Source organism: Methylobacterium sp. JK268, from assembly GCF_054052225.1.
This window is the reverse complement of record NZ_JBSVZN010000006.1, coordinates 1-13,056: the sequence shown is the minus strand read 5'-3', so window position 1 is coordinate 13,056 and position 13,056 is coordinate 1. Positions and strand designations below refer to the sequence as shown.

Below are 13,056 nucleotides of genomic sequence, written 5' to 3'. Positions count from 1 at the left end.
CGCAATCCTGCCCGACGAACGGATCCCAGCTTCGCCGGACGCTTTCAGGAGATCCCGTGACGACGCCCCTCGACCGCCTCGGCTTCGCCCGGAGCCTGCTCGTCCGCCACTCCGCCGAGCGCACCGGCCCGACGCCGACGCTCGCCGATCACCCCGATGCAGGGCTGCTCCTCTTCGCGGGCGACTCGCCCGTTCTGGCCCTCGCCGGGGGCGAGGCGAGCGCGATCCTGCCGGCCGCCGAGGGCGAGGGCGCGCCCGCGCCGCTCCTCTTCCTCGGGCGGGTCGGCGAGCGGCCCGTCTTCGCGGGCGCCCTGCCGGCGGAGGCCGCCGCGCGCTACGAGGGGGACCCGTCCCGGCGCGTGCTCGACCTGCGCGGGATCGCCGTCGAGGGCGCGGTGCCCCCCGCCGAGCTCGGGCTCCTCGCCACCGCCAAGTCCCTGCTGAACTGGCACGCCCGGCACGGCTTCTGCGCGAATTGCGGCGCCCCGACCGCGCTCAGCTGCGGCGGCTTCCGGCGCGACTGCGCGGCCTGCGGCACGCAGCACTTCCCGCGCACCGACCCGGTGGTGATCATGCTGGTGACGCGCGGCGACCGCTGCCTGCTCGGCCGGCAGGCGCGGTTCCTGCCCGGCGTCTATTCCTGCCTCGCGGGCTTCCTGGAGCCCGGCGAGACGATCGAGGACGCGGTGCGCCGCGAGACCTTCGAGGAGGCGGGGCTGACCCTCGGCGCCGTGCATTACCGGGCCTCGCAGCCCTGGCCCTTCCCGTCCTCGCTGATGATCGGCTGCGAGGGCGAGGCCCTCGACGAGGCCCTGACCCTCGACCGCGACGAATTGGAGGATGCCCGCTGGTTCTCCCGCGAGGAGGTGCGGCTGATGCTGGAGCGCCGCCACCCGGACGGTCTCCTCACCCCGCCGCCCATGGCGATCGCCAACCTGCTGGTGCGGGGCTTCGTCGACGGGTTCTGAGGCGCGCGCGCCGTCAATGCGCCATCAGCACCGGCACGGCGGCGTGGGCGAGGATGTGGCTGGTGGCGCCGCCGAAGATCATCTGGCGCAGCCGGCTCTGGGTGTAGGCGCCCTTGACGAGGAGGTCGCAGCCGAGCGCCTCCGCCTCCGTGAGGAACACCTCGCCGGGGTTGCGCCGGCCCGCCGCGACGGTGCGGCCCCGGGCCGAGAGCCCCTCCCGGGTGAGGGCGGCCGCGAGCTGCTCGGCGCTCGGCCCCGGCACCATGCCGGTATCGACCCCCAGCACCTCGATGCGGGTGGCCTTGCGCAGGAAGGGACCCGCATAGGCGACCGTGCGGGCGGTCTCGGTCGAGCCGTTCCAGGCGATCAGCACCGTCTCGCCGAGGCTCCGCGGCGGGGTCGGCGGCGCGATGAGCAGCGGGCGCCCGCTCTCGAACAGGGCGGCCTCGAGCGTGGTCATGCGCGGCCCCCCCTCCCCTCCCGGGCGGCCCACGACGGTGGCGTTGAACAGCCGCGCGTACTGGGCCAGGAACCCGTCGCCGGGCGGGGCGTCCGGGAGCCAGCGGTAGCGCGGGCCCGCGATGTCCGCTCCGGCGGCGTCGCGCGGGATGCCGTTGCGCTCCATGAAGGCGGTGAACTGCGCGCCGCAGCCGCGGGCCTCCTCCAGGTCGGCCTCCTCGTCGCGCACCCAGGTCATGCCCCCGACCATGTCGACCGGGACGTATTCGGCGAGGGCCGGGCGCAGCCCGAAGGCCTCGACGCAGGATCCGAAGTGGCGGGCGGCGAGGAGCGCGGTCTCCAGCACGGAATCGAGCAGCGTGTGGCGCGCGACCGGAACGAGCAGGGTCTTCATGCGGCGGCCTCCGACCGGATAGCAGCATGGCCCCGGCCCGCCGTCCAGGCCCGCTCGGGGCAGACCCGGATCTGCCGGTGGACGATGACCACCCGTGCCACCGGGATGCGCCACGCAGAACCCTCCCCCCTCTGCGGGCTGCCGTGTGCACACATCTTCTGTTGAACCAGAAAAGCGCTCACCCGTGATAAATTACGGGTGATTTCAAGGTGAATCGCGGGATCCCCTCTCCCGTGCGGGAGAGGGGTAGGGGTGAGGGCCCAGGTGGTTCAGCAAGAAGACTGAAGTGTCACGCTACCAGCACGGCAGTCTACGCTTGATGGCGGGACGGTCCGGGACCCTCACCCCTGCCCCTCTCCCGCACGGGAGAGGGGTTCCCCCCGCCGGACTCACCGAGTCATGCGCTTGAACAAGCGATTGTCCTGCAACAGTTTTTCGATTGCTGTGTGTAACCGGCAGCCTCTGCGGGGGAGGATTCCCGCTCCGCCCGCTCAGTCCCTGAGCAGCTCGTTGATGCCGGTCTTCGCCCGGGTGCCGGCGTCGACGCGCTTGACGATCACCGCGCAGTACAGCGCCGGGCCAGGCGTGCCGTCCGGCAGCGCCTTGCCGGGCAGCGAGCCCGACACCACCACCGAGTAGGGCGGCACCCGGCCGTACATCACCTCGCCGGTGGCGCGGTCGACGATCTTGGTCGAGGCGCCCAGATAGACGCCCATCGAGAGCACGCTGCCCTCGCCCACGATCACGCCCTCGGCCACCTCGGCGCGGGCGCCGATGAAGCAATTGTCCTCGATCACCACCGGGTTCGCCTGCAGGGGCTCCAGCACGCCGCCGATGCCGGCGCCGCCCGAGATGTGGCAGTTCTTCCCGATCTGCGCGCAGGAGCCGACGGTGGCCCAGGTGTCCACCATGGTGCCCTCGCCCACATGCGCCCCGAGATTGACGAAGGAGGGCATCAGCACCGCACCCGGCGCGATGTAGGCGCTGCGGCGCACGATCGCCCCCGGGACGGCGCGGAACCCCGCCTGCCGGAAACGCTCCGCGTCCCAGCCTTCGAACTTCGAGGGCACCTTGTCCCACCACGCGGCGCTGCCGGGGCCGCCGGCGATCAGCTCCATGTCGCTGAGCCGGAAGGACAGCAGCACCGCCTTCTTCAGCCACTGGTTGACCTGCCAGTCGTGGTTCCCGGCCTTCTCGGCGACCCGCGCCTGCCCGGAATCGAGCAGGGCCAGGGCGGCCTCCACGGCCTCGCGCACGGGTCCCTGCGTCGAGGCCCCGACGCTCGCGCGGTCCTCCCAGGCGGCTTCGATGGTCCGGGCGAGATCGGCGTGCGACATGGCGGTATCCTGAGGGCCTGCGGTGGCGCCCCCCTTAGCAAAGCCGCGCCGCGGCTGTCATCCCGCTCCGTCCGGCCGTGCCGCGCGCGCTCCCGAGAGCGCGCGGGCGAAGGCCGCGAGGTCCTCCGCCATCGCGTCGTGGACGACGGCGGCCGTGTCCGGGAAGACCTCCAGCACCCGCCGCATCACCGTGCGGGTGATGACCATCACGGTGGCCTCCGTCACGGCGCGGGCGGTGGTCGGGCGTTCCTGGGGCAGGAACAGGGCCGTCTGGCCGATCAGCGTCGAGGGGCCGGCCTCGATCGGGGGCGTGCCGGCCGGGCGCGGGTCGAGGCGGATCGTGCCGCGCAGCACCACGAAGCCGCCATCGGCCGGGTCGCCGCGGCTGAACAGCAGCGCGTCGGGCGCGAGCTGGCGGTGCTCGGCGGCGAAGGAGATCAACCGCAGAGCGTCGCGGTTCATCAATCCGAAGAGCGGGCTTCCGGCCAGGATCGCGATGTCGTCGTCGAGCGGCACCGGCCCCCGTCTCCCCCTCGCCGCCCGGGGGCGGCCGACCGTCTGCTTAGCCGATCGGGCCCCGCCCGGCCACGGTCGATCACGGCAGGAGCTTGTAGCCGCCGCCCTCGGTCACCAGGATCGAGGCCGCGGCCGGGTTCGGCTCGATCTTCTGCCGCAGGCGGTAGATGTGGGTCTCGAGCGTGTGGGTGGTGACCTGGGCGTTGTAGCCCCAGACCTCGGCCAGCAGCGTGTCGCGCCCCACCACCTGCCGCCCCGCCCGGTAGAGAAAGCGCAGAATCGCGGTCTCCTTCTCGGTGAGCTTCAGCTTCGAGCCGCGCTCGCCGACGAGGAGCTTCGCGCCCGGCCGGAACGTGTAGGGGCCGATCTGGAAGATCGCGTCCTCGCTCGCCTCGTATTGCCGCAGCTGGGCGCGGATGCGGGCGAGCAGCACCGCGAACTTGAACGGCTTGGTGACGTAGTCGTTGGCGCCCGCGTCGAGCCCCATCACGGTGTCGGCGTCCGAGGTCTGGGCGGTCAGCATGATCACCGGGCTGCGGAAGCCGTTCTGGCGCATCTGCTTGACCGCCTCGCGGCCGTCCATGTCGGGCAGCCCGACATCCATGACCACGAGGTCGATGCGCTCGGCCCCGACCCGGCCCACCGCCCCCTGCGCGGTCTCCTCCGTGACCACGGCGAATTCGGCGTCGAGCGCGAGCTGCTCGGTCAGGGTCTCGCGGAGCGAGGGGTCGTCGTCGACGACGAGCAGGCGATGGGCGTTCGACATCCAAACGGCACTCTCGAGAACGCGGTCCGGCGGTGAGGCCGGCTGCCGCCGACCGGCGCGCCCCGGCCGGACGGCGGGGGGCCGCCTGCTTAACAGCGTGCGACGCGGAGAGTAGCGGAGCGCGATGTCGCGGCAAGGGCCGGATCCCACATGTCCACGTCCGTGCGGGACGAAGTGTTTCCGGCGCGTTACGCAAGAATTCGGGGCGGCAGCTTGCCGTCCGGCGGCGGCGGGACGGCTCGCAGGTTGGTCGGCGCGACGAGTTTCGGGCGCGCGAGGCGCACGGGACAGCCCTGCAGCCAGAGATAGACGCGGCAGGCGAGCCACGCATCCTCCAGCGCCCCGTGCCGCTCGCCCGCGCGGGCGAGTTTCACCTTTCGGCAGACCGCGTCGAGAGAGGCCGAGCCGGGCTCGCCCCGGCGCCGGTAGGCCTCCATGGTGCAGAAGGTCCGTCCCACCGGAAGGGCCCGGCCCGCCGCCGCGAATTCCCGCGCCAGGAAGCCGAGGTCGAAGGCGGCGTTGTGGGCGACGATGAGGTCGGCTCCGGCCAGCAGGTCCGCGATCGCGTCGAGGTGGCGCTCCGCCGGCTCCTGGTGGCGCAGGAGCCAATCGTCGTAGCCGTGCACGGCCTGCGCCTTCGGGTGGCTCGGCCGCCCAGGGTCGAAGATCAGGTGGTGGCAGGCGATGCGCGGGCGCGGCGCGAGCAGGGAGGCGGTGTCGAGGAGGACGGCGCCGAAGCTGACGATCCGGTCCTTCGCGTCGAGCCCCGTCGTCTCGACGTCCACCGCGCAGAGCCGCGGCGGCAGCCAGCCGAGCCAGTCGGGCGCCGCCGCGCCGGATTCCGTCTCCCCGTCCGTCATACGCCCCTCCGCGGTCCGTCTGGAGCCGGCTGCGCGAACGTCCTAAAGGGGAGCGATGAAGCGCACCACCCTCCCGCGGCTGCGCCTGCGCGCGAGCGTGCGGGATCCCTCCCGCGGCACGCTGCTGGCCGGCCCCCTGCAGATCCCCTGCGCGTTGGGCAAGACGGGCCGCACTCGGGACAAGCGCGAGGGCGACGGCGCCTCGCCGCGCGGCAGCTTCCGGCTGCGCGGCGGCTACTTCCGGGCCGACCGGCTGAGGGGGCGGCCCGCCTCCGGCCTCCCCCTGCGCCCGATCCGCCCCGGCGACGGCTGGTGCGACGATCCCCGGGACCGGCGCTACAACCGGCCGATCCCCCTCCCCGCCCCCGGGGTCAGCGCCGAGCGGATGTGGCGGGAGGACGGGCTCTACGACCTGGTGCTCGACCTCGACTACAACCGCGGCCCGATCCGCCGCGGGCGGGGCAGCGCGATCTTCCTGCACTGCGCCCGGCCGGGCTTCCTGCCGACCGAAGGCTGCGTGGCCCTGCGGCGGGCCGACCTGCGCCGGCTCCTCGCCCGCCTCGGGCCGCGCACGCGGCTCACGATCTGACGGGCTGCGCCCGCTGCGGCCCGGTGGCCCGCCCGCGGCCGGGCACGAGGGACAGGCCCGCCGAGAGCAGCGCGAACAGCACCAGCGGCAGCAGGCTCAGCGTGAAGCTGCCGGTGGCGTCCTTGATCACGCCGATCAGGTAGGGGCCGAGGAACCCGCCGAGGTTGCCGGTGGCGTTGATGGCCGCGATGCTGGCCGCCGCGGTGGCCGGCGGCAGCTCCTCGGTCGCGAGCGCCCAGAGCGGGCCCTTGAGCATGTAGATGCCGGTCGCCGCCACCGTGAGCGCGCCGACGAGGGGCATGAGCCCCGTCAGGACCGTGCCGCCGGTGAGGCCCGCCACCGCGACCAGGAAGGCGATGGCGAGGTGCCAGCGCCGCTCGCCGGTGCGGTCGCTGCGCCGCCCCCACAGGACCATCACCACCGAGGCCACCCCGTACGGGATGCTGTTCAGGAGGCCGGTTTCGAGGTTGCCGAGGCCGTAGCTCTTGACGATCTGGGGCGTCCAGAAGGTCAGGCCGTAGCTGCTCATCGTCGAGCCGAAATAGATGGCCGCGAACAGGAGCAGGCGGGGATCGCGCAGCACCTCCCACAGGGGCGGCGAGGCGGCGCCCCGGCCGCCCACGGCCTCCGCGGCGAGACGCGCCTCCAGCCACTCCCGCTCGGCCTGGGGCAGCCAGGCGGCGTCGCGCGGCCGGTCGGGGAGCAGCCGCAGGGTCGCGGCGGCCAGCAGCACGGCCGGCAGACCTTCGAGGACGAACAGCCACTGCCAGCCGCTGAGGCCGAATCCGCTGACGCCGAGCAACGCGCCCGAGATCGGCGAGCCGAGGAAGGACGAGATCGGGATCGCCACCATGAAGGTGCCGACGATCCGCGCCCGGTACGCCCGCGGGAACCAATAGGTGAGATACAGGATCACGCCCGGGAAGAACCCCGCCTCGGCGACGCCGAGCAGGAAGCGCATCAGGACGAAGGACCACGGCCCCTGCACGAGGGCCATGGCGGCCGAGATCAGCCCCCAGGTCGCCATGATCCGGGCGATCCACAGCCGCGCCCCGAAGCGCTCCAGGGCGAGGTTGCTCGGCACTTCCAGCAGGAAGTAGCCCAGGAAGAAGATGCCCGCGCCCCAGCCGAACACGGTCGGGGTGATCCCCAACTCCTTGTTCATCTGGATGGCCGCGAAGCCGACATTCACGCGGTCGAGGAACGACACGAAGTAGGCGAGGATCAGGAACGGCACCAGCCGCCACGCGATCCGCCGCATCGCCGACCGTTCCAGTTCGGCCTGGTCCATCGCGTCCTCCCGGTTGTGTTCGTTGCGCACACGCTACCGGAGGGACGGGGAGCCGGGCAATCGCCCGGACGGCCTCAGGCGTGGATCGCCTCGTCGATGAACTGCTCGTAGGTCCGGCAGGCCTCGGTGTCGCCCGGGACGCGGCGCACCAGCAGGCAATCGAACTCGATGGCCTGCAGGTGGACCAGCGTGACCGGGACCATGGTCGAGACCGCGAATCCCATCCGGCCGAGTTCGTCCAGAACGTCGTGGTAGGGCGCCATGCCCTCGTAGAGCCCGATGAAGGACAGTTCCGTCTGGACAGCCTGGACGGTGCCGATCGCGCCCGCCGCCCCGCGGATGACTTCGAGGTCGAAGCCCTGGGTGTCGGCCTTCAGGAAGATGGAGCGGGCCGCGATGCCGTTCTCCGGCAGGTAGGCGTCGAGCCGGTGCACGGCGACCTCCTCCTGCCCGACGACTTGGTTGAGGTCGGAGAAGACGTTCGCATCGTCCGGGCGGCGGAACGAGTTGAAGACGCTCTCGCGCATGATGTTGATGGTGAGGGTGCCGGGGCTGGAGCCGGCGGCGGCGTTGACCACCTGCCAGTTCGGGTCGCCGGCAGCCGTCTCGGCAAGGCGCGCGAAGGTGGCGGAGACGGGCTCGAACGACAGGATCCGCCCCGTGTAGCCCACCTCCCGGCGCAGGAAGCGGCCGAATTGCCCCTCGTTGGCGCCGACGTCGATCACCAGGTCGACGGCGCGCTGCCGCAGCATGGCGCGCAGATGCTGCACCTGCAGGTGATTGAATTTCCGCTGATTGGCGCGGTGATTGAGGTTCCAGATCGGGTCGTAGCGCCGCCGCAAGGACCGCACGAGTGGCCGCACCGAGGGCGGAATCGCATTCTTCAAGGCGCGCATGGCCATGACCAATCCTCCGCGTCGCTGAATGGTCGAGGACGCCCGGCGCCCGGCGGCGGCAGCCGTCCTCACCCTGCCGTTCACGAATTGCGACTGTGTCCTGTCGCGTCCCTCCGCGGGCGGAAGGTCGAAGATCGCGGCGATACCGGGATGCACCGGTGTCTCGCCCACCAATACGCCTCACCCGGACGAGGATACTCCGGCGGGTGTCATCGACCGAGGAGTAACATTCCTTTTCGCAGTGCCACAACCCGCGGGCGAGCGGCTTCGTTTCGGCTCGGCCCGGCCGGAAGTGGAGCGACCGCCCCGGCTCGCCCGGCGGCGGAGCGGCCCACGTGCGAAACGGTGCCGCATCCGGCGGCGCACCGCGCGAATCGTTTGGAACCCAACCAACTTGACGGCCGCCCCGATCCTGCGAGGATGCGTCTCAACCGCGTCCCGAGCGCGGAGATCCGGGAGACGACGCCATGCCCGCCGCGCCGGCCGATATCGGGCGAATCCTCGACGATGGCCCCTGGGCGGGCCTCCAGAAGGCGGCGGCGATCCTCGCCGCCCTCGCGATCGTGGTCGACGGCTTCGACGGCCAGTTGATCGGCTTCGCGATCCCGGTGCTGATCCGGGAATGGAGCGTCGGCCGCGGCGACTTCGCCCCCGTCGTGGCGTCCGGGCTGGTCGGCATGGGCATCGGCAGCGCCGGGGCGGGCCTCCTGGCGGACCGCTTCGGCCGGCGCTGGGCGGTGATCGGCAGCGTGGTGCTGTTCGGGCTCGCCACCGCGGCGATCGGCCTGTCCCAGACCCTCTGGCAGATCGGCCTCCTGCGCTTCGTCGCCGGCCTCGGCATCGGCGGCGCCCTGCCGAGCGCCACCACGGTGACGGCGGAAGTCACGCCCGCCCGCCACCGCACGCTCGCCGTCACCGCGACGATCGTCTGCGTGCCCCTCGGGGGCATGCTGGCCGGGCTCTTCGCCGGCAGCGTCATCCCGGCGCTGGGCTGGCGGGCGCTGTTCTGGCTCGGCGGCCTGATCCCGGTCGCGCTCGGGTTGGTTCTGGCGCTGGCCCTGCCCGAGACGCCGCGCTTCCTGGCCCGCCGGCCGGCGCGATGGCCCGAACTCGCGCGGCTGCTCGGCCGCATGGCGCGCCCGCTCCCGGCCGGCACGGTCTTCGTCGACGCGACGGAGCGGGCCGCGGCGGCCCGCGAGGGCGTCTCCGCCCTGTTCGCGCCCGGCCTCGCGCGCGACACGCTCGCCCTCTGGGCGGCGTTCTTCCTCAATCTGCTCGCGATCTACAGCGCGTTCAGCTGGCTGCCGACCATGCTGGTGGCCGAAGGATTGAGCGTGGCCGTGGCCGGCTCGGGTCTCACCGCGTACAATCTCGGCGGCGTCTTCGGCGCCCTCCTGTGCGCGCTCGCCATCAACGGCCTCGGGTCGCGCTGGCCGCTGCTCCTGTGCTGCCTCGGCGGCGCGGCCACCGCCTTCGCCCTCGAAGCGGTCGACGTGCGGACGCATGCGGACCTGCTGATCCTCGGCCTCGGGCTGCAGGGCTTCTTCGCCAACGCCACGCAATCGACGATGTACGCGGTCTGCGCCCACGTCTACCCGACCTCCGTGCGGGCGACCGGCACCGCCTCCGCCCTCGCCTTCGGGCGCCTCGGCGCGATCCTGAGCGCCTTCGCGGGGGCGGCGGTGATCACCGCCGGGGGCGCGGGGGCCTACCTGACCCTGCTGGGCGGCGCCATGGCCGGGGTGGCGGCGGCGCTGGCGGTCCTGCGCGGGCACATCCCGGCGCTCGCGCACCGCACCGCCGCGGCCGCAAGCGCCGGCCTCCCCGCAGCGCGGGGAGAGCCGCGGTGACCCGAGACGCGGTGCTCCAAGACGCCGTGATCCAAGACGCCGTGATCCAAGACGCCGTCATCCAAGACGCCGCCATCCAAGACGCCGCGCCCCGACCCGCGGTGACGAAGGCCGCGCGCGGGCGGCAGGCGCGCCGGGGGGCGGCGGCCGCGCCGGAGCTGCGGCTCGGCTGGCTGGAGAACGCCCTCGGCTATCACCTGCGTCGCGCCCAGGCCGCCTCCTTCCGCAGCTTCAGCGGGCTTGCCGGAGATGCGGGCCTACGGCCGGGGGATTTCGCGCTGCTGCAGCTCGTCGGCGACAATCCGGGGATCGGCCAGACCGCGCTCAGCGCCGCGGTGGCGCGGGACAAGAGCACCCTGACCCCGCTCCTCGTCGACTTGGAGCGGCGCGGCTTCGTCCGGCGGGAGCCGGATCCCGCCGACCGCCGCGGCCGCCGCGTCAGCCTCACCCCGGCGGGTGCGGCCAAGCGCGACGCACTCGCGGCCTGCGCGGCCCGGCACGAGGCCCTGCTCGCGGCGGCGCTGGGGCCGGAGAACCGCGCGCTCCTCCTCGGTCTGCTGCGGCAGCTCGCCGGAGCCCTGGAGGCCGGGGCGCCGCCCCTCCCCGAACGCGGCCCGGACGCGAGGCCGTGATGAGGTTCCCCGTTCGCACGCGACGGGAGCAGCGCAGGCCCTCTCCCCACCTGCGGTGAGAGGAGACATCCGCGGTCGGCACCGTGCCCGATCCGCCCCCGCCTCAGGAGCGATCCATGTACACGACGAGCAGCGCCCTCCTCGATGCCCTGGTCGAGGCGGGGGTGTCCTACCTCTTCGCCAATCTCGGCAGCGACCACCCGGCCCTCGTCGAGGCGATCGCGGCGGCGCGGGCCGCCGGGCGCCCGGTCCCCGCGGTGATCACCTGTCCGAACGAGATGGTCGGGATGAGCGCCGCCCACGGCTACTGGCAGGCGAGCGGCGCGCCGCAGGCGGTCCTCGTTCACGTGGAATGCGGCACCCAGGCGCTGGCGGGGGCCGTGCACAACGCCGCCAAGGGCCGCGCGCCGATGCTCGTCGTGGCGGGCGCCTCCCCGTTCACCCAGCACGGCGAGAAGCCGGGCAGCCGCAACGAGTTCATCCAGTGGATCCAGGACGTCCACGACCAGCGCGGGCTGGTGCGCGGCTACGTCAAGTACGACAACGAGATCCGCACCGGGGCGAACGTCAAGGACCTCGTCCACCGCGCCCTCCAGTTCGCCCGTTCGGACCCCAAGGGGCCGGTCTACCTCGTGGGGGCCCGCGAGGTGATGGAGGAGGAGGTCGCGCCCACCCCCGACCGGGCGGCGGCATGGCGGCCGGTCGCGCCCGGCGCCCTGAGCGAGGACGCCGTGGCGCGGATCGGCGCCCTCCTGGCGCAGGCGCGCCGGCCGCTCCTCGTGACCTCCTTCGCGGGCCGCAACCCGGGGGCGGTGGCGCCCCTCACCGCCCTCTGCCGCCGGATCGGCATGGGGGTGCTCGAATCGGTGCCGAACGCCGTGAACGTCCCCCACACCGACCCGCTCTACCAGGGCAACCAGTGGAATCAGCCGCGGCAGAACCCGATCCTGGCCGAGGCCGACGCGATCCTGGTGGTCGACAGCGACGTGCCGTGGATCCCGACGGTCTCGAAGCCCGCCGCGGCGGCGCGCATCGTCCACATCGACGTCGACCCGCTCAAGATGCAGATGCCGCTCTGGCACATCCCGGCCGAGGGCGTGTACGCGGCCGACGCGGAGACGGCGCTCGGCCAGCTCGACGCGTGGTTCCGCGCCCATCCGGTCGATCCCGGGCGGGTGGCCGAGCGCGCGGCCCACTACGCCGCCCGGCACGCGGCGCGAGCGGAGGCGCTCGCCGCGCTGGAGGCGCCCGCGGCGGACGGCGCGGTCACGGCCGAGTACCTTGTGGCGCGGCTGCGGGCCCTGGCGGGCGAGGACGCGCTGTTCCTCAACGAGGGGATCTCGCACTACCACACGGTGTTCGACCACCTCGCGCCGGTGCGGCCGGGCGCGGTCGTCACCAGCGGCGGCGGCTCGCTCGGATGGAACGGCGGGGCGGCGATCGGCGCCAAGCTGGCGCGGCCGGACCGGACCGTGGTGGCGCTCACCGGGGACGGATCCTTCCTGTTCACCGTCCCCTCCTCGGTCCACTGGATGGCGCGGCGCTACGGCACGCCTTTCGTGCAGATCGTGTTCAACAACCGCGGCTGGAAATCGCCGAAGCTCTCGACCCTGGCGGTCCACGGGGACGGCCACGCCGCCCGGGCCGACACCCTCGACACCTCGTTCGAGCCGGCGCCCGACTACGTGGGCATCGCGGCCGCCGCGGGCGGCGCCTGGGGCCGGCAGGTCCGGAAAGCCCGGGAGGTCGACGAGGCGCTCGACCAGGCGTTCCGCGCGGTGCGCGACGAGAAGCGTTGCGCGGTCCTCGACGTCTGGCTGCCGCACCACTGAGGATCCGGCGGCCCCGCCGCTGGGCCGTGCAATGCCAAGCCGTCCCCGGGCGAGGACGGCCGGACCGCTCACGGGAGAGCGGCGTCAGATCACTTCTGCGATCGCGAGGCCCAGCACGAGCAACGCCAGTGCCGCGACCTCCGACCAGTGCAGGAGGGTGTCAGGTGCGATCCGGCTCATGCCCCGGAGGCTACGCCCCTCGACGCGCCGCGGATAGAGCGCTTCTCGACCCCGCCGGGACCGGCCCCGGACGGGGCTCCCGATCGTTCCGCGCGGCAGGCATGCGCCGCGCGATGGTGCAGCGCGGCACGAATCTCGCTACCTTTGCCGCACTGCACCATCGGAGGAGAGAGAGATGGAGTCGCTCGCCATGCCGCTCGCATCCGCGGCCTTCTTCACGGTCGGATGCGCGCTCCTGCAGACGTTCCGGGCCTATGCCGACCACGTCACGCCGGTTCTCGCCTGGATCGCCGCGCTGCTCCTGGCCACGATCCTGATCGTCAGCGGCGTCCAGTACCAGATCGGCCATGGCGGGGCGGAGGCCATGCTGCTGCCCGATCCGTGGATGTCCACGATCCCGTAAGCCCGCTGCGACCGGCCCCGGGGGGGGGGGGGGGGGACACCTCGGGGAAGACACCTTCTTCGGAGAAGCGTGTGGTCGATCTG

At 73.1% G+C, this 13,056-nt stretch carries 13 protein-coding genes; 6 read left to right on the top strand and 7 right to left on the bottom strand.

The genetic code is table 11. The features are described from left to right. Positions 1 to 56 precede the first annotated feature (56 nt). Positions 57 to 968, top strand: a complete 912-nt coding sequence (gene nudC, locus ACW9J6_RS07765) for an NAD(+) diphosphatase (RefSeq protein WP_457115881.1) — start codon at positions 57 to 59, stop codon at positions 966 to 968. Positions 969 to 981: 13 nt separating this feature from the next. On the opposite strand, the gene ACW9J6_RS07760 is transcribed toward nudC, so the two are convergent. The 5 genes from ACW9J6_RS07760 to ACW9J6_RS07740 all read right to left on the bottom strand — a co-directional run bounded on the left by ACW9J6_RS07760 (position 982) and on the right by ACW9J6_RS07740 (position 5,300). Beyond that, on the bottom strand, positions 982 to 1,821 hold the full coding sequence (locus ACW9J6_RS07760) for a universal stress protein (protein ID WP_457115880.1): 840 nt from the start codon (positions 1,819 to 1,821) through the stop codon (positions 982 to 984). Positions 1,822 to 2,312: 491 nt separating this feature from the next. After that, entirely contained in the window at positions 2,313 to 3,158 is an 846-nt protein-coding gene (gene dapD / locus ACW9J6_RS07755) for a 2,3,4,5-tetrahydropyridine-2,6-dicarboxylate N-succinyltransferase (RefSeq protein WP_457115879.1), read from the bottom strand. A 57-nt stretch (positions 3,159 to 3,215) separates the two neighbouring features. Further along, on the bottom strand, positions 3,216 to 3,674 hold the full coding sequence (locus tag ACW9J6_RS07750; protein WP_457115878.1) for a cyclic nucleotide-binding domain-containing protein: 459 nt from the start codon (positions 3,672 to 3,674) through the stop codon (positions 3,216 to 3,218). Positions 3,675 to 3,753: 79 nt separating this feature from the next. After that, positions 3,754 to 4,440 carry a response regulator transcription factor gene (locus ACW9J6_RS07745; RefSeq protein WP_457115877.1) on the bottom strand — a complete coding sequence of 229 codons (687 nt, stop codon included), beginning with the start codon at positions 4,438 to 4,440 and terminating at the stop codon, positions 3,754 to 3,756. A 188-nt stretch (positions 4,441 to 4,628) separates the two neighbouring features. Then, entirely contained in the window at positions 4,629 to 5,300 is a 672-nt protein-coding gene (locus ACW9J6_RS07740; RefSeq protein WP_457115876.1) for a 3'-5' exonuclease, read from the bottom strand. A gap of 55 nt (positions 5,301 to 5,355) precedes the next feature. Between ACW9J6_RS07740 and ACW9J6_RS07735 the strand changes: the two genes are divergently transcribed. Next, positions 5,356 to 5,889 carry a L,D-transpeptidase family protein gene (locus tag ACW9J6_RS07735; RefSeq protein ID WP_457115875.1) on the top strand — a complete coding sequence of 178 codons (534 nt, stop codon included), beginning with the start codon at positions 5,356 to 5,358 and terminating at the stop codon, positions 5,887 to 5,889. Here ACW9J6_RS07735 and ACW9J6_RS07730 read toward each other — a convergent pair. Together ACW9J6_RS07730 and ACW9J6_RS07725 are read right to left on the bottom strand one after the other, a co-directional pair. Next, positions 5,879 to 7,180: an MFS transporter gene (locus ACW9J6_RS07730; protein WP_457115874.1), complete on the bottom strand. Its 1,302-nt coding sequence runs from the start codon at positions 7,178 to 7,180 to the stop codon at positions 5,879 to 5,881. The genes ACW9J6_RS07735 and ACW9J6_RS07730 overlap by 11 nt on opposite strands. Positions 7,181 to 7,254: 74 nt before the next feature. Continuing rightward, positions 7,255 to 8,082 (bottom strand): FkbM family methyltransferase, encoded by an 828-nt coding sequence (locus ACW9J6_RS07725; protein ID WP_457115873.1) that lies wholly within the window; start codon positions 8,080 to 8,082, stop codon positions 7,255 to 7,257. Positions 8,083 to 8,543: 461 nt separating this feature from the next. On the opposite strand from ACW9J6_RS07725, the gene ACW9J6_RS07720 reads away from it, so the two are divergent. From ACW9J6_RS07720 to ACW9J6_RS07705, 4 genes are all read left to right on the top strand, one after another. Further along, complete coding sequence (locus tag ACW9J6_RS07720) at positions 8,544 to 9,926, top strand: MFS transporter (RefSeq protein ID WP_457115872.1); 1,383 nt, start codon at positions 8,544 to 8,546, stop codon at positions 9,924 to 9,926. A 101-nt stretch (positions 9,927 to 10,027) separates the two neighbouring features. After that, the gene (locus ACW9J6_RS07715; protein ID WP_457115871.1) at positions 10,028 to 10,558 is read left to right on the top strand and encodes a MarR family winged helix-turn-helix transcriptional regulator; all 531 of its coding nucleotides are present in this window, start codon (positions 10,028 to 10,030) and stop codon (positions 10,556 to 10,558) included. 116 nt (positions 10,559 to 10,674) lie between these two features. Continuing rightward, entirely contained in the window at positions 10,675 to 12,390 is a 1,716-nt protein-coding gene (locus ACW9J6_RS07710; protein WP_457115870.1) for a thiamine pyrophosphate-requiring protein, read from the top strand. A 355-nt stretch (positions 12,391 to 12,745) separates the two neighbouring features. Further along, the gene (locus ACW9J6_RS07705) at positions 12,746 to 12,973 is read left to right on the top strand and encodes a hypothetical protein (RefSeq protein ID WP_457115869.1); all 228 of its coding nucleotides are present in this window, start codon (positions 12,746 to 12,748) and stop codon (positions 12,971 to 12,973) included. Positions 12,974 to 13,056 lie beyond the last annotated feature (83 nt).

Bases quoted from the DNA above. Each gene is read 5' to 3' on its own strand.
- ACW9J6_RS07760 (WP_457115880.1), bottom strand. From the start codon at position 1,821: ATGAAGACCCTGCTCGTTCCGGTCGCGCGCCACACGCTGCTCGATTCC.
- dapD (WP_457115879.1), bottom strand. From the start codon at position 3,158: ATGTCGCACGCCGATCTCGCCCGGACCATCGAAGCCGCCTGGGAGGAC.
- ACW9J6_RS07745 (WP_457115877.1), bottom strand. From the start codon at position 4,440: ATGTCGAACGCCCATCGCCTGCTCGTCGTCGACGACGACCCCTCGCTC.
- ACW9J6_RS07740 (WP_457115876.1), bottom strand. From the start codon at position 5,300: ATGACGGACGGGGAGACGGAATCCGGCGCGGCGGCGCCCGACTGGCTC.
- ACW9J6_RS07735 (WP_457115875.1), top strand. From the start codon at position 5,356: ATGAAGCGCACCACCCTCCCGCGGCTGCGCCTGCGCGCGAGCGTGCGG.
- ACW9J6_RS07730 (WP_457115874.1), bottom strand. From the start codon at position 7,180: ATGGACCAGGCCGAACTGGAACGGTCGGCGATGCGGCGGATCGCGTGG.
- ACW9J6_RS07725 (WP_457115873.1), bottom strand. From the start codon at position 8,082: ATGGCCATGCGCGCCTTGAAGAATGCGATTCCGCCCTCGGTGCGGCCA.
- ACW9J6_RS07720 (WP_457115872.1), top strand. From the start codon at position 8,544: ATGCCCGCCGCGCCGGCCGATATCGGGCGAATCCTCGACGATGGCCCC.
- ACW9J6_RS07710 (WP_457115870.1), top strand. From the start codon at position 10,675: ATGTACACGACGAGCAGCGCCCTCCTCGATGCCCTGGTCGAGGCGGGG.
- ACW9J6_RS07705 (WP_457115869.1), top strand. From the start codon at position 12,746: ATGGAGTCGCTCGCCATGCCGCTCGCATCCGCGGCCTTCTTCACGGTC.